Source organism: Burkholderia cepacia ATCC 25416 (assembly GCF_001411495.1).
Taxonomy (GTDB): domain Bacteria; phylum Pseudomonadota; class Gammaproteobacteria; order Burkholderiales; family Burkholderiaceae; genus Burkholderia; species Burkholderia cepacia.
The window spans coordinates 883,162-903,131 of sequence record NZ_CP012982.1 but is presented as its reverse complement, the minus strand read 5'-3'; the positions used below and the strand labels follow the sequence as shown (position 1 = coordinate 903,131).

Genomic DNA, 19,970 nt, shown 5'->3' with positions numbered 1-19,970 from the left:
CTGCAGCATCGCGGCCGGGCACGGCCGCCGTGCGCGCCGGCGCGGCCGAAACCGTCGCGCCGCGATGTTCTGTCCCCCAACTTCTGCCCGGTTCGCCCGCCACAGGGCAAAATACGGGTTTTCCGCACCCGCGAGGGCGCGACCGAATCACGCGCCGGGCGGCGGCAGTGCGCAATCCGCACGCCGCCGCCGGGCGCCCATGCAAGATCGCTCGCCGTGTCGCGAGCCCACAGGAGTCCAGACCTCATGCCCGAATCCAACCTGTCCTTCTTCGGCCGGCTGTCGCTTGCCGTCGGCACGTTCTTCTCCGTGCTCGGCAATCGCGAGTTCGCGGCCGGCGTGCTGCGCGTGCGCGACGGCGCCCCGGCATCGGTCGCGCCGACCCCGGCCCCGGCTGCCGCGCCCGTTGCGCCGGCCCCCGCACCCGTGAAGGCGCCTGCTCCCGAGCTGCGCGAAGCGAGCCCGCAGGCCGCACTGCAACTGCTCGGCCTGCTGCAGCGCGACGCGCGCTTCATCGACTTCGTCGAGGAAGACATCGCCGGCTATGCGGACGCCGAGATCGGCGCGGCCGCGCGCCTCGTGCACGACGGCTGCCGTGCCGCGCTGCGCGAACACTTCACGATCGTGCCGGTGCGCGACGAAGCCGAGGGCAGCCGCGTGACGCTGCCGGCCGGTTTCGACGCGACGGCCGTGCGCGTGACCGGCAACGTGGTCGGCGCCGCGCCGTTCACGGGCACGGTCAGCCATCGCGGCTGGCGGGTGGCCGACGTGCGCCTGCCGAAGCTGACGGGCAGCCACGACGCCTCGGTCGTCGCACCGGCGGAGGTGGAACTGTGAGCGATCCGCGCTATTCGATCGGTATCGATCTCGGTACGACCCACTGCGCGCTGTCGTATGTCGACAGCGCCGCGAGCGACGGCGAAACCATCACGCAGCAGGTGCTGCCGATCGCGCAGCTCACCGCGCCCGGCGCGCTGGAGTCGCGCGACCTGCTGCCGTCGTTCCTCTACCTGCCGCATGAAAGCGAACTCACGCAGGGCGACCTGACGCTGCCGTGGACGGCCTCGCGCGGCTTCGCCGTCGGCGAGATGGCGCGCACGCGCGGCGCGGGCACGCCGATCCGCCTCGTGTCGAGCGCGAAGAGCTGGCTGTGCCACCCGGGCGTCGATCGCCGCGCGGCGATCCTGCCGAGCGATGCGCCGCCGGAAGTGTCGCGCGTGTCGCCGCTGGAAAGCTCGATCCGCTACCTGACGCACCTGCGCGAAGCGTGGGACCACGCGCATCCCGACGCGCCGTTCGCCGACCAGGACGTGACGGTCACGATCCCCGCGTCGTTCGACCCGGCCGCGCGCGAGCTGACGGCCGAGGCCGCCCGCGCCGCCGGCTACTCGCGGATGACGCTGCTCGAGGAGCCGCAGGCCGCGCTGTACAGCTGGATCCAGAAGAGCCAGGGCGGCTGGCGCAAGCAGGTGCAGGTCGGCGACCTGATCCTGTGCGTCGACGTCGGCGGCGGCACGACCGACCTGTCGCTGATCGCGGTGGTCGAGCGCGACGGCAATCTCGAGCTGCATCGCGTGGCGGTCGGCGAGCACATCCTGCTCGGCGGCGACAACATGGACCTCGCGCTCGCGCACGTCGTCGCGCGCAAGCTCGCGCAGCAGGGCACGCAGGCCGATCCGTGGCAACTGCGGGCGCTCACGTACGCATGCCGTTCCGCGAAGGAAACGCTGCTGTCCGATCCGTCGACCGACGCGGTGCCGCTCGTCGTGCCGAGCCGCGGCTCGAAGCTGATCGGCGGGTCGATCCGCACGGAGCTCACGCGCGCGGAACTCACGCAGACGATCCTCGAAGGCTTCTTCCCGCAGGTCGACGCAGCCGCGCGCCCGGTGAGCCGCGCACGCGTCGGCCTGACGCAGCTCGGCCTGCCGTATGCGCAGGATGCGGGCATCACGCGCCATCTCGCGGCGTTCCTCGGCCGCCAGGTCGCGGCGCTCGACTCGCTCGAGGGCGTGCAGCGCACGCTGCCGCAGGGCGCGACGTTCCTGCACCCGACTGCCGTGCTGTTCAACGGCGGCGTGTTCAAGTCGACGCTGCTCACGCAGCGCGTGCTCGATACGCTCAACAACTGGCTCGCCGCCGAAGGCGCGCCGCCCGCCCGCCTGCTCGAAGGCGCGGATCTCGATCTCGCGGTCGCGCGCGGCGCCGCGTACTACGGCTACGTGAAGCGCGGCCGTGGCGTGCGCATTCGCGGCGGCACGGCGCGTGCGTACTACGTCGCGATCGAATCGGCGATGCCCGCGGTGCCGGGGCTCGAGCCGCCGGTGCAGGCGCTGTGCGTCGCGCCGTTCGGGATGGAGGAAGGCTCGGACGCGGCGCTGCCGCCGCAGGAGTTCGGCCTCGTCGTCGGCGAACCGGTGCAGTTCCGCTTCTTCGGTTCGTCGGTGCGCCGCCAGGACCAGGTCGGCACGCTGCTCGACTACTGGTCGCCGGAAGAACTGCAGGAGCTCGAGGAAATCCAGGCGACGCTGCCGGCCGAAGGGCGCACCGTCGGCGAGGTCGTGCCCGTGAAGCTGCATGCGCGCGTGACCGAAGCCGGCACGCTCGAACTCGAGGCGATCCCGAGCGGCACGAACGAGCGCTGGAAGGTCGAGTTCGACGTGCGCGGCGCCGCCTGAGCGCGATGAAGCGCTATACGGTCGGGATCGACCTCGGCACGAGCAATACGGTCGTCGCTTACGTCGAGGCCGCTTCCGACGCGATCCGCGTGTTCGACGTCGAGCAGCTGGTCGGCCCCGGCGCGGTGGCCGCGCAGCCGCTGCTGCCGTCGGTGCGCTATCACCCGGCGGCGGGCGAGCTGCCGCCGGACACGTTGCGGCTGCCGTGGACGGTCGCCTCGAAAGCAAACGCGAACGCGGCCGCCGATCCGCCGGCCGTGATCGGCCGCTACGCGCGCACGCTCGGCGCGCAGGTGCCGGGCCGGCTCGTCACGAGCGCGAAGAGCTGGCTGTCGCACGCGTCGGTCGACCGGCTCGCGGCGATCCTGCCGTGGGGCGCGGCCGATGGCGTCGAGAAGGTGTCGCCGGTCGACGCGAGCGCGAGTTATCTCGCGCACGTGCGCGATGCGTGGGACGCGCGTTTTCCCGATGCGCCGCTCGCGAAACAGGACGTGATCCTGACGGTGCCCGCGTCGTTCGACGACGGCGCGCGCGCACTGACGGTCGAGGCCGCGCGACGCGCGAAGCTGCCCGCGCTGCGGCTGCTGGAAGAGCCGCAGGCCGCGTTCTACGACTGGCTGTACGGCCAGCGCGACACGCTGCGCGACACGTTTGCCGCCGCGCGGCGCGTGCTGATCTGCGACGTCGGTGGCGGCACGACCGACCTCACGCTCGTCGATGTCGCGCCGGGCGACGACGGCGAGCCCACCTTCACGCGTGTCGGCGTCGGCAACCACCTGATGCTCGGCGGCGACAACATGGACCTCGCGCTCGCGCGCCTGGTCGAGACGCGGCTGACCGAGCCCGGCACGCGGCTGTCGGCCGCGAGCCTGTCGCAGCTCGTCGAGCGCTGCCGCGCGGCGAAGGAGCGGCTGCTCGGCGACGATGCGCCGGCGTCGGTCACCGTCACGCTGCTCGGCGCGGGCAGCAGGCTCGTCGGCGGCGCGCGTTCGGCCGAGCTGACGCGGCAGGAAGTCGAGCAGATCGTCGTCGACGGGTTCTTTCCGCAGGTCGAAGCCGGCGAGCTGCCGCGCCGTGCGCGCGCCGCGATCGTCGAATTCGGGCTGCCGTATGCGAGCGACGCGGCCGTCACGCGGCATGTCGCCGCGTTCCTGCACCGCCATGCGGACGGCCCGCTGCCCGACACGCTGCTGCTCAACGGCGGCGTGTTCCGCGCGGGCGCGCTCGCCGGCCGTCTCGCGCAGACGCTCGGCGCATGGCGCGGCGCGCCGCTCGACGTGCTGCACAACGCGCATCCGGACGTGGCCGTCGCACGTGGTGCCGTCGCGTACGGGCTCGCGCGTGCCGGGCATGCGCCGCGCATCGGCGGCGGGTCCGCGCGCAGCTATTTCCTCGTGCTCGACGACGGCGCGGCCGATTCCGCCGCACGCGGCGTCTGCCTGCTGCCGCGCGGTGCGGAAGAGGGCCGCGAGATCCGGCTCGACGATCGCACGTTCGCGTTGCAGCTCGGGCAGCCGGTGCGTTTTCACTTGATGTCGACCGTGGCCGAGACCCCGTACCGGCCCGGCGATCTCGTCGATCTCGACGGCGGCGATTTCGTGCGGCTGCCGCCGATCGCGACGGTCGTCGACGCGAAAGCGGGCGGCGACGCACGCGAAACGCCGGTGAAGCTCACCGCGTCGCTGACCGAGGTCGGCACGCTCGAGATGCATTGCATCGCGACCGACGACGCGGCGCGCCGCTGGAAGCTCGAATTCCAGTTGCGCGGCGATGCGCCGGTGCACGGCGACGACGCCGCGCCCGCGCGACATCCGCGGCTCGATCAGGCGATCGAGCTGATCGAGCGCTCGTTCGGCAGCAAGGCAGCAGGTGTCGCGCCGAAAGACACGCGCCGGTTGCGCGCACAACTCGAACAACTGCTCGGCGCGCGTGAAGCGTGGGACGTCGCGCTCGCGCGCGAGCTGTTCGACGCGCTGCTCGCGCGCGCACGCCGCCGCCGCCGTTCGGCCGATCACGAGCGTGCGTGGCTGAACCTTGCCGGTTATTGCCTGCGTCCGGGTTTCGGTCATCCGCTCGATGCCTGGCGCATCGAGCAGCTGTGGCCGCTGTTCGACGACGGGATCCAGTACGTGACCGACGGGCAGGTGTGGTCGGAGTGGTGGACGCTGTGGCGGCGCGTGGCCGGCGGCCTCGACGACGATGCGCAGACGCAGGTGCGCGACGCGATCGCGTTCCTCGAACCGTCCGACGACAAGCGGCGCAAGCTGCCGTTCGATCCGGGCAAGGTCGGCCCGGCCGACATGACGCGGCTGTCCGCGTCGCTCGAACGGCTGCCCGTCGAGCGCAAGGTCGAACTGGCCGACCGCCTGATCGCGCAATTGCAGAAGCCTGCCGAGCGTGCGCTGTGCGCGTGGGCGCTCGGGCGCATCGGTGCGCGCCGGCCGTTTTACGGCAGTGCGCACAGCGTCGTGCCGGCGGAAGTCGCCGGTGGCTGGCTCGATGCGCTGTTCGCGCTCGACTGGAAGCAGGTCGAGCCGGCCGCGTTTGCCGCTGCGCAGATTGCGCGGATGACCGGAGACCGTTCGCGGGATTTGCCGGATGTGACGCGCGACGCGGTAATCAAGCGCCTGTCGGCTGCGAATGCATCGTCGGCGTGGATCGACATGGTGCGTGAAGCGATCGCGTTCGACGAAGCCGACACGGTGCGCGTGTTCGGCGAGACGCTGCCGGCCGGGTTGAAGTTGCTGGCGGGGTGAGCGGCGCGCTGGGGCGACGGTATCGTCCGGATGCCTGAGCATGCCGTCGATGCTCACGTATTCGACGACCTTGAAAAAACGGCTGCCGATGCATCGGCAGCCGTTTTCGTTTGTACGGATCGTGCGCCGGTCAGACCTGCGGCATCGCCTCACGCAACGCTGCGGCCGACTCCACGGCGATCACATCCGGCGCAACGGCCCGCCGCGCGAGATGAATCCCCGCAAGCATGCAGCGCACCGACCCGCCGGCCAGCTCGATCGTCGGCACGTCGAGCGGCAGCAGCCGCGCGGAGCGCTCGATCAACGTGCGCTGGTCGCGCGTGAGGCAATCGAACGCGCGCCGCGACAGCGCGAGCACACGCCCGTCCTTGCCCGACAATTCCAGCGTATTGCCCGCGAAATTCGCGATCTGCGATGGATCGAGCGCGATCACCGCGCGCCCCGTTTCGGTCAGGCGTTGCGCGATTTCGCCGCGACGCCGGCTGTCGGCGATCAGGTCGAGGCCCACCATCGCGAATTCGGTCGCGACGCTCATCATCACGTTCGTGTGATAGATCGCGCGCCCGTCGGCATCGGCCGTATCGAAGCAGATCGGCTCGAAATTGAAGTGCGTGCAGAAGCGTTCGAGCGCGACCGGATCGGCGCGGCGCGAGCGCGCGGTGTAAGCGATCCGCGCGACGTGATCGAGCACCATCGCGCCGGTGCCTTCGAGGAACACGTCATCGTATTCGAGGCCCGAGTAGTCGATCACGTCCTGCACGCGATATTCGGCCTTCAGCATCTCGATCACGTCCGCGCGCCGCTCGCGGCGGCGGTTCGGGCTGTACATCGGATACAGCGCGACATGGCCGCCCGGGTGCGTCGAGAACCAGTTGTTCGGAAATACGGAGTCGGGCGTGTCGCGCTCGCCGTGGTCGTCGAATACATGCACGCGCACGCCCGCATCGGCGAGCGTCTGCGCGGCGGCCGTGACTTCGTCGCGCGCCGCGGCCGATACCGACGGCAGGTCGGGCGCGCCGTTGCCGGCCGTGCGCTGGAAGGCGTTGTCGGCCGCGGTCTGCGGGTTCGGCAGGAAGCGGTGCGGCCGGATCATCACGACGGCGGCCGGCGCCTGGATCGATACGAGATTCATGACAGGCAGGAACGAAGGGCAGGAAAACGGGCGGCGCACCGGCCGCCCGGGCATCGCGGTCAGCGCGCGAACGCGGCGACGGCTTCGGTCACGTATGCCGCGTGACCCTGCGCGATCGCGGCCGGATCGTCGATCAGCGCGAACAGGTTCTTCGGGTCGACGGCCGGCGGAATCAGCGCGATCTCGACGCCCGCGTTGTGCTGCTGCGCGAGCGCATAGAGGTAGCGCAGCGCCGAATAATCCTCGAGCGCGAAGCCGACCGAGTCGAACACCGTGACTTCGTCCGCGCGTTCGCGGCCGGTCGTCTCGCGTTGCAGCACGCGCCACAGTTCGGTGACGGGGAAGTCGGCCGGCATCTGCTGAATCTCGCCCTCGATGCGCGACTGCGGCTCGAATTCGACGAACACGCGGCCCGCATGCAGCACGCCCGCTTCGAGTTCGGTCTTGCCCGGGCAATCGCCGCCCACGGCGTTCAGGTGCATGCCGGGCTCGATCATGTCGGCCGTGACGATCGTCGCGTATGCCTTGTCGGCGGTGACGGTCGTCACGATGTCGGCGCCGCGCACGGCATCGGCGGTCGATGCGGCACGCACGGCGCGCAGCGCCGGGTACGCGGCGAGGTTCCGCACGAGCTTGTCGGTCGCGCGCGGATCGACGTCGAACACGCGGATTTCGTCGATGCCGAGCAGCGTATGGAACGCGATCGCCTGGAATTCGCTCTGCGCACCGTTGCCGATCAGCGCCATCGTGCGCGCGTCGGGGCGGGCGAGTACCTGCGCGGCGAGCACCGACGTGGCGGCCGTGCGCAGCGCGGTGGTGAGCGTGAGTTCGGCGAGCAGCAGCGGGTAGCCGGTGTCGACTTCGGCGAGCGCGCCGAACGCCATCACCGTGTGCATCCCGCGCGCGGCGTTGACGGGGTGGCCGTTCACGTACTTGAACGCGAATAGCGATGCGTTCGCGACGGGCATCAGTTCGATCACGCCGTCGCGCGAGTGGCACGCGACGCGCGGCGACTTGTCGAAGTCGGCCCAGTGCAGGTAATCGGCGCGCAGCGTGTCGACGAGTTCGCGCAGGAACGTCGTGACGCCGGTTTTGGCGATCAGTCGGGCGGTGGCGGGAACGTCGAGGAAGCGGGTCATGCGTCTGTCTCCATGTTCTCAGTGCCGGTACGGATGTCCCTGGCGTTCTGGTCGACCGGGCGGTGCTTCGGCGCGGCGTGTCCGGCCGGTCGATACGTCATTATTTCCGCGAGTCGAGCCAACAAATAGACAGCAAAAGTGGCAGATTTATCGATAGACTTGGCAGAATGCCAGCCATATCCGGCAATTTGACAAGTTTCGCTGGCGCGGAATGCGCAGCCTCCGGCACGCTGGCGGCCGGTTCACGTTCAACAGGAAGGTCCACCCATGATTACGCTCGACGATGTCGACCGGCAGCTCATCGCGCTGCTGCGCGACAACGCGCGACTGCCCGTCGTCGCGCTGGCGAAGGCATTGCGCGTCGCGCGCGCGACCGTGCAGAACCGGCTGACGCGGCTGGAGAAAAACGGCGTGATCGTCGGTTATACGGTGCGGCTCAAGCCGGCGGCGGAACGCCACCGGATCCGCGCGCTGATGTCGATCGCCGTGCAGGGCAACCGCGGCGCGGAAGTGGTGAAGGTGCTGCGCGGGCATCCGAACGTGACGTCGATCCACAGCACGAACGGGCGCTGGGATCTCGTCGCCGAGCTGCATGCCGATTCGCTCGAGCACTTCGATCGCGTGCTCGGCGCGATCCGGTTGATCGACGGGATCGCGAATACCGAGACGAGTATCCTGCTGTCGACGCACAAGGCGTGACGCGGGCGGCGCCTGCGTCAGCCCGTGTTCGGGTTGGGCCGGGCGTCAGGCGTCAGGCGAGTGACGCCGGTTCCGGAAACACCGGCTCGCCCAGCGTCAGCATCAACCGGTTCGCCCACGCGAAGATCGCGACCGCGTGCGACAGGTCGAGAATCTCCTCATGCGTCAGCCCTTCGGCTTCCAGCGCGGCGACATCGCTCGCGTCGACCGTTTCGGGCCGCTCCGTCAGCGCGATCGCATAACGCACGATCGCGCGTTCGCGCGCCGTCGTGCCGGCCGTCGCCGGATCGTCGAATACCTGCTCGATCGCGTCGGTGCGTTTCGCGAGCTGCGTGAAGCGCTGCGCATGCACGGATGCGCAATACACGCAACCGTTCACGCGCGACACGGCCGTGCTGGCGAGTTCGCGCTCGGCGCGCGACAGTCCGCCGGGGCCGTACATGATCGCGTTGAACACGCCCGAGCGCTGCCGCAGGATCTCGGGCAGGTGGACGAGCAGCAGGTAATAGTCGGACGTCTTCGCTTGCGGGTGGCTCGCGTCGAGCACGGCCAGCTGCTCGGGCGTTGCGGCATCGAGCGAAACGGTGTCGAGCCAGGCGCGCCAGCCGAGCGTGTCGGACGTGAAGCCGTGGGCGGTCGTCGTCATGCGGCCTCCGTTGCAGTACGTGCCTGAAGCGCCTGCGCGGCAACGGCGACGCGCAACTGGTACGCGACGAACGCCACGAGCTGCGACAGCGCGACGATCGCGGGCGTCGTGAGCCCGGCCGACTTCAGCGCATCGAGATCGGACGGGCGCGCATCGACAGGGGCGAGCGTCAGCAGGCGTGCATGCGCAAGGATCGCGCCGATGCGTCGAGGCAGCGCGTCGAACGCATCGGCGTCCGCGCGTGCGATATCGTCGAGCGTGCCGCCCGCGTCGATCAGCCGTGCACGATAGGTGTCGGTCAATGCCGGCGCCTTCGACTTGTGCGCGACATACCGGGCCGTGTGCAGTCTTTCGATCAACGAAAGATCGGGCAGTGCGGGATCGAACAGGGCAGCCTCGCTCAGCCGCGTATGAAGCAGCACCTTTTCGCGCGCGCGGCGCAGTGCGGCGATCGCGTCGCCGTCGCGCAGGCCGGCCGCCGCATCGATCGTGTCCGGCGCATCGGCCGGCGTGATGGATTCAGTCATATCGTTCGGGATTCCTTGGTCGTCTATGGGGTCGATGGACGCGCGCTCATGCATCGGCGTCGCGCCATTCGTCGCCTTGCAGTTCCGCGTTCGCGTATGCGACGAGCGCGTCGTAGTGGCGATCGCGATCCGCGTCGAACAGCCGGCTCGCGATGCCGCGCGCGAGCCGCTCGGCGCCCGCGCTGATCGCCGGGATATCGCCGGACAGCTTGCCGTGGCTCAGGCTCGCCGCATGGTTGAAGCAATGGATTCGCGTGACAGCCGGGCATGCACCGGGCTCGCGCTCCTGGAACGAGAATGCGGGGCCGAGATCGGGCGATTCCGCGAGTTCGTCGAGCCACAAATCCGGCGCCGGCCGATAACGATCCTTCCAGCGCCGCACGTGCGAGCCGAACGACGCGAATTCCGCGCGCGTCGTCCAGTCCGAATGAAAGCCCGTCGCGAAGATCATGAAATCGACGGTGTAGCGCCCGCGCGGCGTCGTCACGTCGAGGGCGTCCGCATGTTCGGCGAGCGTCTCGATCGGGCTGCCCGCATGAAAATGCGCATGCTCGTGACGCGACACGCGCAGCACGCTGTCGCGCGGCGGCGGCGTCTGCGACGTCAGCGCGTAGTGCATGAAGCGCCACTTCGTCGCGTCGTCGAGATCCGCGTAGCCGTGCACGAGCCCCGGGCTGCCGATGCCCGTCAGCTTGTTGATGCGCGGAATGTCCGCGCGGCGGAAGAACAGGTCGACGCGCGCGGCGCCGGCTTCGAGCGCGGTACCCGCATTGTCGAACGCGGACGCGCCCGCGCCGACCACGCCGATGCGCTTGCCCGCGAGCGCCGCGAAGTCGATCGGCTCGGACGAATGGGCCCAACGCGCGCGCGGCGCGCGGTGCGCGACGGGCGGCACGTACGGGCCGCCGAGCCCGTCGCGGCCGGTCGCGAGCACCACATGCCGCGCGAGCAGCGTCTGCGCTTCGCCGTTGCCGCGCACGTCGAGCGCGAGCAGGCCGTCGTCGCGCGGGCGCAGCGCGACGAGCGTGGTGTCGTTGCGCACCGGCAGGTCGAGCACGCGCCGGTACCAGCGCAGGTAGTCCATCCATTGCGTGCGCGGAATCTTGTAGAGCGCGTCCCATGCGTCACGGCCGTATTGCGCTTCGAACCAGGCGCGGAACGTCAGCGCGGGCAAGCCGAGCGCGGGGCCCGCGAGCTGCTTCGGCGAGCGCAGCGTGTCCATCCGCGCGAACGTGACCCATGGCCCTTCGTAACCCGCCGGCGCGCGGTCGATCACGCACTGGTTGTCGATGCCGAGCAGGCGCAGTTCGGCGGCAGCCGCGAGCCCGGCCATGCCGCCGCCGACGATCGCGACGTCGAGCACGCGTGTGCCGTCGGCCTCGCGCGGCGGCACCCACGACGGCGCGGGCAGGTCGAGCCAGCGCAGGTCTTGAGCGAGCCGGGTTTCGAGTGCGTGGAGTGCATCGGCGGGCATCGTCATGCGGCCTCCGGGCGCGTGCGGCGCGATCGTGCCGTGCGTGGCGGGCTGGAAGGGCTTGCAGGATTTGAGGGACTTGAAGGACGTGACGGGCGCCCGGCACGCAGCCGGTCGCCGCGCAGCAGCGCGTCGTGCGCGGCGGCCTCGTGAAAGATCACGTCGTCGAGCAGTGTGCGCGTCGTCCGGTGCAGCGCGTCGAGCAGCGCATCGACGGCCGCCGTGCGCGCCTTGCCGGCCGGCGTCGCGACGCCGAACGCGAACGGGATGTCGACGTCGAGCGGGCGGGCGACGACGCCGGCCACCGGCAGTGCGACACCGGTGGCCGGATCGACGATGCCGATGCCGATGCCGGCACGCGCCGCCATCACCGCATTCAGCGACGCATTGGTTTCGATGAAGACGCGTGCGTCGACCCGCGCGGCCGCGAATGCCGCATCGATCCGCTGGCGCAGCCGGTGCCGGTTCGCGACCGTCACGATGCGGCGGCGCGCGAGATCGCGCAGCGCGATGCGCGGCTGCGCCGCGAGCGGGTCGCCGGCGGGCAGCACGGCGACGCAGGGCGTCTGCGCGATCCAGTGCACGTCGAGCCCCGCATGCGCCATCGGCAGCGTGACGACGCCGATGTCGGCCGTGCCGGCCAGCACCTCGTGCACGACATGCTCGGCCGATTCGCTGCGCAACTGGTAGTGCGGCGCCTGCGCGCCGTCGGGCAGCGCGGCGAGCGCGGCCGGCACGAGCGTCGCCGCGAGCGAAGGCGTCGCCGCGATGCGCACGGGTTCGGCGGTTTCGTCGCCGAGCGCCCGTGCGCGCGCCTCGATCGCACGCAGGCCGACCAGCGAGCGCTCGACTTCCTCGTAGAGCAGGAAGGCGCGCCGCGTCGGCGTGACGCGCGGGCCGTGCCGGTCGAACAGCGCGTAGCCGAGATCGGCTTCGAGCTCCTGGATCTGCCGCGTGACGGCCGGCTGCGAGCGGCCGAGCAGTTCGCCCGCGCCGGTCACGCTGCCGGCCGACATGACCGCGGAAAACGCTTCGAGTTGATGCAGCTCCATGACACCTTCCGATGATGCGATTTGCGCATTGTAGGAGTGTGAGCATGCGTGATTCATATAATGAATTTTGCTATCGACAGCGCGAAAACTGCGAAGCGCACGATCGTCGCGATGGCCGGAGGGGCGCGCGGGCGCGCCGGTGGCGATGCGTGACGTACAGGAAACGCCAATCGAATCAACGCGATGCGATGCATGCCGGCTCATCGCGCGCGGCAGCGCGTGTGGGTGGCCGTTCGCGGGCGTCGCCGGTTTCGCGCCGCGCCCGATATCGATATACGCAAAACTTCGTTGGATCGTCCTGAACCGGATGGTTACATGCCCTCACTCTTTTCGACTGACTGAAGCTGGGGGACGCATGAACGTTTCGGGGAACGACGTACGCGGCGCATGGCGGCGCGTGCTGGGCACGGTGGCGGCGCTCGCTGCCGCATGGGGCTTGTCGACGGGCGGCGCACTCGCCGCGGGCGTATCGGGCGAGCCGGTGGTGATCGGCGTGAGCGGCCCGCTCACGGGCCAGGACGCGCAATACGGCGAACAATGGAAGCGCGGCTTCGATCTCGCGCTCGACGAGATCAACGGCAGCGGCGGCATCCATGGCCGGCCGCTCGCGATCGACTTCCAGGACAGCCGCAGCGACCCGCGCCAGGCCGTCGCGATCGCGCAGAAGTTCGTCGCCGATCCGCGCATCGCGATCGAGCTGGGCGACTTCTCCAGCGCGACGTCGATGGCCGCATCGCCGATCTACCAGCGCGGGCAACTGATCCAGTTCGGCTTCACGAACTCGCATCCGGACTTCACGAAAGGCGGCGACTATCTGTGGAGCACCGCGCTGAGCCAGGCCGAGGAGCAGCCGCTGCTCGCGCGCTACGCGGTGAAGGAGCTCGGCTTCAAGCGGATCGCGGTGCTGTACCTGAACACCGACTGGGGCCGCACCAGCAAGGACATCTTCGCGAAGGCGGTGGCCGGGCTCGGCGCGCAGGTCGTCGCGGCCGAAGGCTATCAGCCGGCGGAGAAGGATTTCCGTTCGACGCTCGTGCGCATCGGCGAATCGAAGCCCGATTCGATCGTGCTGATCTCGTACTACGCGGACGGCGCGCAGATCGTGCGGCAGGCGCGCACGTCGGGCGTCACGCTGCCGATCGCGGCGGTCGGCTCCGTGTATTCGCCGAAATTCCTCGAGCTGGGCGGCGCGGCCGTCGACGGTGTGTATACCGAATCGAACTTCTTCCCGGCCGAGCCGCGCCCCGAGGTGCAGGCGTTCGTGCAGCGCTATCGCGCGAAATTCCATGCCGATCCCGATTCGTTCGTCGCGCGCGCATACGACGCGCTGATCCTGTCGGCGGAAGTGCTGCGCCGCTACGGCACGACGCGCCAGGCCGCGCACGACGGCTTCGCGAAGATCAGCGACGTGCCGAGCGTGATCTTCGGCAAGGTGCGCTTCGATCCGCAGACGCGCCGCGTCGCGGGCGCGCGCACCGTGTATCTCGTCGTGAAGCAGGGGCAGTGGGCGCTGTGGGACGGCGCGAAACCGCAGCTCGCCGCGCGCTGACCCCGAACCGCATGCACGTGACGGACGCATCGTGATGGCTTCCTGGCTCGACTACACGCTCAACGGCCTCATCGTCGGCAACATCTACGCGTTGCTCGCGGTCGGGCTCGCGTTGATCTTCGGCGTGTCGCATCTGATCAACTTCGCGCACGGCTCGGTGTACATGGTCGGCGCATTCATCGGCTGGCTGTGCCTGACGCGCTTTGGGCTGCCGCTGCCGGTCGCGCTCGCGGCGGTCGTCGTCGGCTGCGGCGCGCTCGGCGTCGCGATCGAGCGGATCGGGCTGCGGCCGCTGCGCCACGCGGCGCGCATCGCGCCGCTGCTCGCGACGATCGGCATCAGCTTCATCCTCGACCAGCTCGCGCAGCTCGCCTTCGGCGCGGACCCGCGCGCGGTGCCGACGCCGCTGCCGGACTGGCATCTGCGCATTGCCGGCGCGACGTTGGGCTCGCTCGACCTGCTGATCGCGGGCATCGGCATCGCGGCGGCCGCGCTGCTGTACGGCTTCCTGCGCTTCACGCGACTCGGCTGGGCCGTGCGCGCGACCGCGCAGGATCGCGACGCGGCGCTGCAGATGGGCGTGGACGTCGACCGCGTGAACCAGACCGTGTTCGCGATCGCGTGCGCGCTCGGCGGCGTGAGCGGGCTGCTGGTCGGCATGTACTACAACAGCATCGATCCGGCGATGGGCTTCCAGGCCACGCTGAAGGGCGTGGTCGCGCTGCTGATCGGCGGGCTCGGCAACGTGCCGGGCGCGATCGCCGGCAGCCTGCTGCTCGGCCTCGTCGAGAGCTACGGCGTCGCGCTGTTCGGCACGAGCTACCGCGACCTGTTCGCGTTCGGGCTGCTGATCGTGTTCCTCGTGTGGCGGCCGAACGGCCTGTTCAGCGCGAACCGCGCGCTGCCGCCCGAGCCGATGACGGGTACCTTCCTCGCGGCCGCGAAGGCCGTGCGCGTGCCGCGTCCGGTACTCGTCGCGCTGATTGCATTGGCCGCCGTGCTGCCGTGGCTCGGCGCGTCGCCGTACGTGCTGCAGACGCTGACCAACGCGTGGCTGTACGGGCTGCTCGCGCTGAGCCTCACGCTCGTCGCGGGCACGGTCGGGCAGATCTCGCTCGGCCACGCGGCGCTGCTCGTGATCGGTGCGTATGCGTCGGCGCTGCTGTCGTCGGATCTCGGCTGGTCGCCGGCCGTGACGATCCCGTGCGCGGGCGCGATCACGGCCGTGCTCGGCACGCTGCTCGTCTACCCGGCGTTCCGGCTGCGCGGGCACTACGTGTCGATCGCGACGCTCGGCATCGGCGAAGTGGTGAGCCTCGTGATCCTGAACTGGGACAGCCTCACGCGCGGCCCGCTCGGCGTCACCGGCATCGCGCCGCTGCCGTGGGCGAGTACCGCGCGCGCCGCGTACTGGTTCACGTTCGTGGTGCTCGTCGGGTTCGCGCTCGTGCAGGTGCGGCTGCTGCGCTCGCATCTCGGCCGCACGCTGCGCGCGGTGCGCGAGGACGACGTCGCCGCGCGTGCGCACGGCATCGCGCCGAACCGCTACAAGGCGATCGCGTTCGCGGTCGGCGGCGTCGCGGCCGGTGTGAGCGGCGGGATCGCCGCGCACCTGTACAGCTACATCAATCACCAGACCTTCGATTCGCAGGTGTCGATCCTCGCATTGACGATGGTGATCCTCGGCGGGCTCGGCAACGTGCTCGGCGGCATCGTCGGCGCGATCGCGCTGATCGGGCTGCCCGAGCTGTTCCGCTGGGCGGCCGATTACCGGATGCTGATCTACGGCCTCGTGCTGCTGCTGCTCGTCCGGTTCCGGCCGCAGGGCCTGCTGGGTACGGTGTGAGGAGGCATGCGATGACCACCAATCGACCCTTGCTCGACGTGCAGGGCCTGACGCGCCGCTTCGACGGCGTGACCGCGCTCGACGGCGCGAGCCTGACGCTCGCCGACGGCGAACTGTTGAGCGTGATCGGCCCGAACGGCGCGGGCAAGTCGACGCTGTTCAACCTGATCGCGGGCGCCGACCGGCCCGACGCCGGCCGCGTGACGTTCGACGGCCGCGACATCACGGGCACCGCGCCCGAACGCCTCGCGGCGCTCGGCATCGCGCGCACGTTCCAGCACGGCCGCGTGTTCGGCAACCTGAGCGTGCTCGACAACGTGCTGATCGGCGCGCATGCGCGGCTGCGTGCGGCGCGGCCGGGCTGGCCTGCACTCGGTGCGGCTGCCGAAGTGCTGCGCGCGCTCGTGCGGCCCGCGTCGGTGCGACGCGAGGAAGCCGCGCTGCGCGACGAGGCGCGCGGCATCATCGCCGGGTTCGGCGAACGGCTCACCCCACGCATCGATCATCCGGCCCACAGCCTGTCGTATGCGAACCGGCGGCGCGTGGAGATCGGCCGCGCGCTGGCGCTGCATCCGCGCCTGCTGCTGCTCGACGAACCGACGGCCGGGATGAACGAGACGGAGACGGCCGAGATGCTGCAACTGATCCAGTCGCTGAAAGCGCGCGGCCTGACGATCCTGCTGATCGAGCACAAGCTCGAACTCGTGATGCGCGTGTCCGACCGCGTGATGGTGCTCGACAACGGCGTGAAGATCGCCGAAGGCGCGCCGCGCGACGTGCGGCACGATCCTCGCGTGATCGAGGCGTACCTCGGCCGCCGCCATGCGGGCGGCACGCCGGCCGAGCGCGCGGCGCAGGCAGCCGCATGAGCGCCACTTCTTCCGGATTGCAAACGAACATGACCGATGCGCTGCTGAAACTCGAACACCTCGACACGTTCTACGGGCCGGTGCAGGTGCATTTCGACGTGAACTTCGAAGTCGGCCGAGGGCAGATCGTCAGCCTGCTCGGCGGCAATGCGAGCGGCAAGTCGACCACGATGAAGCTGATTCTCGGGTTGATGCGGCCGAAGCGCGGCGTCGTGCGCTTCGACGGCGACGACGTGACGGCGCTCGCGACGCCGCAGCGCGTGCGGCGCGGGATCGCGGCCGTGCCCGAGGCGCGGCGGCTGTTCGGCGACATGAGCGTGCGCGAGAACCTGCTGATGGGCGCGTACACGCGCGGCGACCGCGCGGCGGTGGCCGAGGACTACGAACGCGTGCTCGACCTGTTTCCCCGGGTGCGCGAGCGGCTGACGCAGCGCGCGGGCACGCTGTCGGGCGGCGAGCAGCAGATGCTGGCGATGGCGCGGGCATTGATGGCGCGGCCGAAGCTGATCTGCATGGACGAGCCGACGATGGGGCTGTCACCGCTCTATGTCGACAAGGTGCTCGAACTGATCGACGCGATCAACAAGCAGGGCGTGACCGTGTTCATGGTCGAGCAGAACGCGAGCCTCGCACTGGAGATCGCGCATTACGGGTATGTGCTGCAAACGGGGCGCGTCGTGCTCGAAGGGCAGGCCAAGGCGCTGCTCGACGACGAGCGCGTGCGCGATGCGTATCTCGGTGGCGAGGCGGTGGCGGCGTAGCGGGCGGGGCCGATGGCGGTGCCCGGATCCGGCCTCGCGAAAAACTGCGAGGTACACCGACTTGTCAGGTAGATTACGCGCAGTCGCCATTACCGCCACCGGGAGCGCCGCGCCATGTTGACCTACGCCATTCAGAAAACCGGCTACGACTACACTCAACTCGATCCTCAGGGCGTGACGGACTACGCGTCGTTCACGCGTGCCTTCGATACGTTCCCGTGGGCGGCGCAGCACGCCGAATGGGACGACACGCAGGAAGGGCCGTTGCCCGCGCTCGTGTTGCAGCACGCCGACGATCAGCGCGAATTGTGGGTGACCGCGCTGAGCGACGCGCATGCGGACGGCTTCCAGTTGAATGCCGTTTCGATGCGGATGAAGAAGGGGCTGTTCGGGATCGGCAAAGGCAAGCTGGAACGACATGTCGACACGATCGACGTCGACACGCGCGCGGAAGTCGACACATTGTGCCGGCTGTTCTGCGATCGTCGGTATGACGAGCTGGACCAGTTGGTCGCGCGGCATGCGGAGCGGAACCGCCTCGACGACAACGACGACGACTGAGCGCCTGCCGCGCCCGATCCGGCACCGGTCCGTCCCTTCATGCCTGCGCGGCGCCGATCCCTGCCGCACGCGGAAACGTCAGCACCACCGCGAACCCGCCCGCATCGGGAAACGCAAACCCGATGCGCCCGCCGTGCGCCTTCATCACTTCCTGCACGATCGCGAGCCCGAGGCCCGACCCCGTGCGCCGCTCGCTGCCGTCCGGTGCGATCCGCACGAACGGCTGCAGCGCGGCATCCCAATGCTCGCGTGGAATGCCGCGGCCGTTGTCGGTGACGGTCAGCGTCACGGTGTCGCCTGCGTCGCCCTTCGTCGCGACCGACACGACGATGTCGTCCGCATGCCCGTGCAGCAGTGCGTTGTGCAGCACGTTCGACAACGCTTCCTGCAGGCTGATCGCGTCGCCGTCGATCCAGGCGAGCGGCGCGTCGCTCGCGAATGCGACGGCGACATCGCGCTCGCCCGCGAGCGGAATCGCGCGGCCGAGCACGTCCTTCGCGAGCGCGACGAGGTCGACCGGCTGCAGCGGTACGGCTTCGGTGCGATGGATCACCATCGCGTGATTGAGCAACTGGCCGGTGAGCCGGCCGACGTCCGAAGAGGTCGCGCGTAGCGCGTCGAGGCGTGCCGCATGGCGCGCGGGATCGGATTCACCATCGAGCAGCTCGATCTGCGCGTCGAGCCGCGCGAGCGGCGTGCGCATCTGGTGCGCGGCGTCGGCGATGAAGCGCTGCATCGCGTTGATGCGTTCGGCCAGGCGGTGTATCAATCCGTTGATCGACCCGATGATCGCGTCGATCTCGCTCGGCGTGTCGACGGCCACCGGCCGCAGGTCGGCCGGGTCGCGCGCGGCGATGATCGTGCCGATCTGCGCGAGCGGGCGCAGGCCGCGCCGGATCGCGAGGCCGCTCGCGCCGATCGCGAGCACGCTCATCAGCAGGATCAGCGTCCACACCTTGAGGCTCATGTCGTTCGTGAGCTGCTGGCGCGCGTTGGTGGTTTGCGCGACGGTCACGAGCGCCCAGCCCGGCGTGCTTTCCTCGGGCATGTAACGCGCGATGGTCGCGGTGCGGATCCGGTGCCCCTGGTACAGGCCGTTCGCGAACGCCGGGCCCTGTTTCGCGGCGGCGAGCGTCACGGGGCTCGCGAGATCGTTGTAGCCGGCCACGACGATGCCGCGCGAATCGACGACCTTGTAGTAGACGAGGTCATAGCGCGACAGCGTCGACAGCGCGGCCACCGGCGGATTCAGCGCGAGCACGCCGCCCTGCACGTAGAGGTTTTCCGCGACCTGGATCGAGGCGCCGGCAAGCAGCTGGTCGTATGCGCGTTCGGCCGCGACGCCCGCGTAGTAGCGCGCGATCGCCGCGAGCGCGAGCGCGCCGGACGCGACGACGAGCGCGATGAAGAGCAGCGTGCGCCCGAACAGCGTCTTCGGGAACCAGTCAGTGCGCCGCAATCTGATACCCCATCCCGCGCGCGGTACGGATCTCGACCGAGCTGCCCTGCAGCTTCCTGCGCACGCGTGTCACGTACTGCTCGACCGCATTCGCGGTCGGCTCGTTGCCGAAGCTGAACAGCTGGTTCAGCAGTTCGTCCTTCGAGAAGATGCGTTGCGGGCGGCTCGCGAGGATTTCGAGCAGCGCGAATTCCTGGCGCGACAGCGACAGCGGCTGGCCGTCGAGTTCCGCCAGGCGGCTGCTGCGGTCGATCACGAGGCCGCCGAGCGTCAGCACGTCGTTCGCGTGGCCGCTGTTGCGGCGCAGGAGCGCCTGCACGCGCGCGTCGAGCTCGCGGTAGTCGAACGGCTTCACCAGGTAGTCGTCGGCGCCGAGGCCGAGGCCGCTCACGCGGTCGTCGATCGCCGAGCGTGCGGTGACGAGCAGCACGGGTGTCGTGCTGCCCGACGCGCGCAGGTTGCGCAGCACGGTGAAGCCGTCCATGCCGGGCAGGTTCGCGTCGAGCACGACGAGGTCGAAGCGCTCGACGCGCAGCAGCCCGTTCGCGGTCGCGCCGTCGGTCTCGAGATCGACGGCATGGCCGAGCCGCGCCAGGCGGCTGCGGATCGCCGCGCCGATTTCGGCATCGTCCTCCACGACGAGAATACGCATGGTGCCGTTTCGCAGATGGGTGGGTTAGGGGTTTTCCCGGGGCCGGGATGTCAGCATTTTCTCAGACTCGGTCGATAACCTGTGTCGAGCCGGATGCAGCACGCAAGGACGGCATTAATACCAGAAATATTCAAGGAGACGGCAACATGCAGCATGTCACGGGCACGACGAAC

17 protein-coding genes are annotated in these 19,970 nt (G+C 69.9%); 9 read left to right on the top strand and 8 right to left on the bottom strand.

Features of this window, described 5'->3' with window-relative positions; all coding sequences use genetic code 11:
• Window positions 1-246 precede the first annotated feature (246 nt).
• Genes APZ15_RS21450 through APZ15_RS21440 form a run of 3 tightly spaced genes read left to right on the top strand, consistent with a single transcriptional unit; the run spans window position 247 to window position 5,431 of the window.
• Complete coding sequence (locus tag APZ15_RS21450) at window positions 247-837, top strand: DUF2760 domain-containing protein (RefSeq protein ID WP_027790794.1); 591 nt, start codon at window positions 247-249, stop codon at window positions 835-837.
• Window positions 834-2,675 (top strand): Hsp70 family protein, encoded by a 1,842-nt coding sequence (locus tag APZ15_RS21445; RefSeq protein WP_027790795.1) that lies wholly within the window; start codon window positions 834-836, stop codon window positions 2,673-2,675. Before APZ15_RS21450 ends, APZ15_RS21445 begins: the two co-directional genes overlap by 4 nt.
• A 5-nt stretch (window positions 2,676-2,680) precedes the next feature.
• Window positions 2,681-5,431, top strand: coding sequence for an Hsp70 family protein (locus APZ15_RS21440; protein WP_027790796.1), 2,751 nt, complete (start codon window positions 2,681-2,683; stop codon window positions 5,429-5,431).
• Window positions 5,432-5,561: 130 nt separating this feature from the next.
• On the opposite strand, the gene ctlX is transcribed toward APZ15_RS21440, so the two are convergent.
• Complete coding sequence (ctlX, locus tag APZ15_RS21435; RefSeq protein ID WP_027790797.1) at window positions 5,562-6,563, bottom strand: citrulline utilization hydrolase CtlX; 1,002 nt, start codon at window positions 6,561-6,563, stop codon at window positions 5,562-5,564.
• Window positions 6,564-6,622: 59 nt separating this feature from the next.
• Window positions 6,623-7,702 carry an ornithine cyclodeaminase gene (locus tag APZ15_RS21430; RefSeq protein ID WP_027790798.1) on the bottom strand — a complete coding sequence of 360 codons (1,080 nt, stop codon included), beginning with the start codon at window positions 7,700-7,702 and terminating at the stop codon, window positions 6,623-6,625.
• A gap of 267 nt (window positions 7,703-7,969) precedes the next feature.
• Between APZ15_RS21430 and APZ15_RS21425 the strand changes: the two genes are divergently transcribed.
• Window positions 7,970-8,401, top strand: coding sequence for an Lrp/AsnC family transcriptional regulator (locus APZ15_RS21425; protein WP_027790799.1), 432 nt, complete (start codon window positions 7,970-7,972; stop codon window positions 8,399-8,401).
• Between the two features lie 52 nt (window positions 8,402-8,453).
• Here the strand turns inward: APZ15_RS21425 and APZ15_RS21420 are convergent, their stop codons facing one another.
• The 4 genes from APZ15_RS21420 to APZ15_RS21405 are packed head-to-tail and all read right to left on the bottom strand — an operon-like array spanning window position 8,454 to window position 12,100.
• Entirely contained in the window at window positions 8,454-9,047 is a 594-nt protein-coding gene (locus APZ15_RS21420; protein ID WP_027790800.1) for a peroxidase-related enzyme, read from the bottom strand.
• On the bottom strand, window positions 9,044-9,574 hold the full coding sequence (locus APZ15_RS21415) for a CMD domain-containing protein (protein ID WP_027790801.1): 531 nt from the start codon (window positions 9,572-9,574) through the stop codon (window positions 9,044-9,046). Before APZ15_RS21415 ends, APZ15_RS21420 begins: the two co-directional genes overlap by 4 nt.
• 46 nt (window positions 9,575-9,620) lie before the next feature.
• Window positions 9,621-11,054: a flavin-containing monooxygenase gene (locus APZ15_RS21410; RefSeq protein ID WP_027790802.1), complete on the bottom strand. Its 1,434-nt coding sequence runs from the start codon at window positions 11,052-11,054 to the stop codon at window positions 9,621-9,623.
• Complete coding sequence (locus tag APZ15_RS21405) at window positions 11,051-12,100, bottom strand: LysR family transcriptional regulator (protein ID WP_027790803.1); 1,050 nt, start codon at window positions 12,098-12,100, stop codon at window positions 11,051-11,053. The genes APZ15_RS21410 and APZ15_RS21405 overlap by 4 nt, the downstream gene beginning before the upstream one ends.
• 355 nt (window positions 12,101-12,455) lie before the next feature.
• Here APZ15_RS21405 and APZ15_RS21400 point away from each other — a divergent pair, with 355 nt between their 5' ends.
• The 5 genes from APZ15_RS21400 (at window position 12,456) to APZ15_RS21380 (ending at window position 17,686) form a co-directional block, all read left to right on the top strand.
• Complete coding sequence (locus APZ15_RS21400) at window positions 12,456-13,649, top strand: ABC transporter substrate-binding protein (protein ID WP_027790804.1); 1,194 nt, start codon at window positions 12,456-12,458, stop codon at window positions 13,647-13,649.
• 34 nt (window positions 13,650-13,683) lie between these two features.
• Complete coding sequence (locus APZ15_RS21395) at window positions 13,684-15,495, top strand: ABC transporter permease (RefSeq protein WP_027790805.1); 1,812 nt, start codon at window positions 13,684-13,686, stop codon at window positions 15,493-15,495.
• Window positions 15,496-15,506: 11 nt separating this feature from the next.
• Complete coding sequence (locus APZ15_RS21390) at window positions 15,507-16,364, top strand: ABC transporter ATP-binding protein (protein WP_027790806.1); 858 nt, start codon at window positions 15,507-15,509, stop codon at window positions 16,362-16,364.
• Window positions 16,361-17,125, top strand: a complete 765-nt coding sequence (locus APZ15_RS21385) for an ABC transporter ATP-binding protein (RefSeq protein ID WP_027790807.1) — start codon at window positions 16,361-16,363, stop codon at window positions 17,123-17,125. The genes APZ15_RS21390 and APZ15_RS21385 overlap by 4 nt, the downstream gene beginning before the upstream one ends.
• A gap of 114 nt (window positions 17,126-17,239) precedes the next feature.
• Window positions 17,240-17,686, top strand: a complete 447-nt coding sequence (locus APZ15_RS21380) for a hypothetical protein (protein ID WP_027790808.1) — start codon at window positions 17,240-17,242, stop codon at window positions 17,684-17,686.
• 37 nt (window positions 17,687-17,723) lie between these two features.
• Here APZ15_RS21380 and APZ15_RS21375 read toward each other — a convergent pair whose 3' ends face one another.
• Both APZ15_RS21375 and APZ15_RS21370 read right to left on the bottom strand, forming a co-directional pair.
• Complete coding sequence (locus APZ15_RS21375) at window positions 17,724-19,145, bottom strand: sensor histidine kinase (RefSeq protein WP_027790809.1); 1,422 nt, start codon at window positions 19,143-19,145, stop codon at window positions 17,724-17,726.
• Complete coding sequence (locus tag APZ15_RS21370) at window positions 19,132-19,797, bottom strand: response regulator transcription factor (protein WP_021158397.1); 666 nt, start codon at window positions 19,795-19,797, stop codon at window positions 19,132-19,134. The genes APZ15_RS21375 and APZ15_RS21370 overlap by 14 nt, the downstream gene beginning before the upstream one ends.
• Window positions 19,798-19,970 lie beyond the last annotated feature (173 nt).

What these genes read in the sequence shown, in the direction of transcription:
- APZ15_RS21450 (WP_027790794.1), top strand. Translation starts at nt 247, where the DNA reads ATGCCCGAATCCAACCTGTCCTTCTTCGGCCGGCTGTCGCTTGCCGTC.
- APZ15_RS21440 (WP_027790796.1), top strand. Translation starts at nt 2,681, where the DNA reads ATGAAGCGCTATACGGTCGGGATCGACCTCGGCACGAGCAATACGGTC.
- ctlX (WP_027790797.1), bottom strand. Translation starts at nt 6,563, where the DNA reads ATGAATCTCGTATCGATCCAGGCGCCGGCCGCCGTCGTGATGATCCGG.
- APZ15_RS21430 (WP_027790798.1), bottom strand. Translation starts at nt 7,702, where the DNA reads ATGACCCGCTTCCTCGACGTTCCCGCCACCGCCCGACTGATCGCCAAA.
- APZ15_RS21425 (WP_027790799.1), top strand. Translation starts at nt 7,970, where the DNA reads ATGATTACGCTCGACGATGTCGACCGGCAGCTCATCGCGCTGCTGCGC.
- APZ15_RS21420 (WP_027790800.1), bottom strand. Translation starts at nt 9,047, where the DNA reads ATGACGACGACCGCCCACGGCTTCACGTCCGACACGCTCGGCTGGCGC.
- APZ15_RS21415 (WP_027790801.1), bottom strand. Translation starts at nt 9,574, where the DNA reads ATGACTGAATCCATCACGCCGGCCGATGCGCCGGACACGATCGATGCG.
- APZ15_RS21410 (WP_027790802.1), bottom strand. Translation starts at nt 11,054, where the DNA reads ATGACGATGCCCGCCGATGCACTCCACGCACTCGAAACCCGGCTCGCT.
- APZ15_RS21405 (WP_027790803.1), bottom strand. Translation starts at nt 12,100, where the DNA reads ATGGAGCTGCATCAACTCGAAGCGTTTTCCGCGGTCATGTCGGCCGGC.
- APZ15_RS21400 (WP_027790804.1), top strand. Translation starts at nt 12,456, where the DNA reads ATGAACGTTTCGGGGAACGACGTACGCGGCGCATGGCGGCGCGTGCTG.
- APZ15_RS21395 (WP_027790805.1), top strand. Translation starts at nt 13,684, where the DNA reads ATGGCTTCCTGGCTCGACTACACGCTCAACGGCCTCATCGTCGGCAAC.
- APZ15_RS21390 (WP_027790806.1), top strand. Translation starts at nt 15,507, where the DNA reads ATGACCACCAATCGACCCTTGCTCGACGTGCAGGGCCTGACGCGCCGC.
- APZ15_RS21385 (WP_027790807.1), top strand. Translation starts at nt 16,361, where the DNA reads ATGAGCGCCACTTCTTCCGGATTGCAAACGAACATGACCGATGCGCTG.
- APZ15_RS21380 (WP_027790808.1), top strand. Translation starts at nt 17,240, where the DNA reads ATGTTGACCTACGCCATTCAGAAAACCGGCTACGACTACACTCAACTC.
- APZ15_RS21370 (WP_021158397.1), bottom strand. Translation starts at nt 19,797, where the DNA reads ATGCGTATTCTCGTCGTGGAGGACGATGCCGAAATCGGCGCGGCGATC.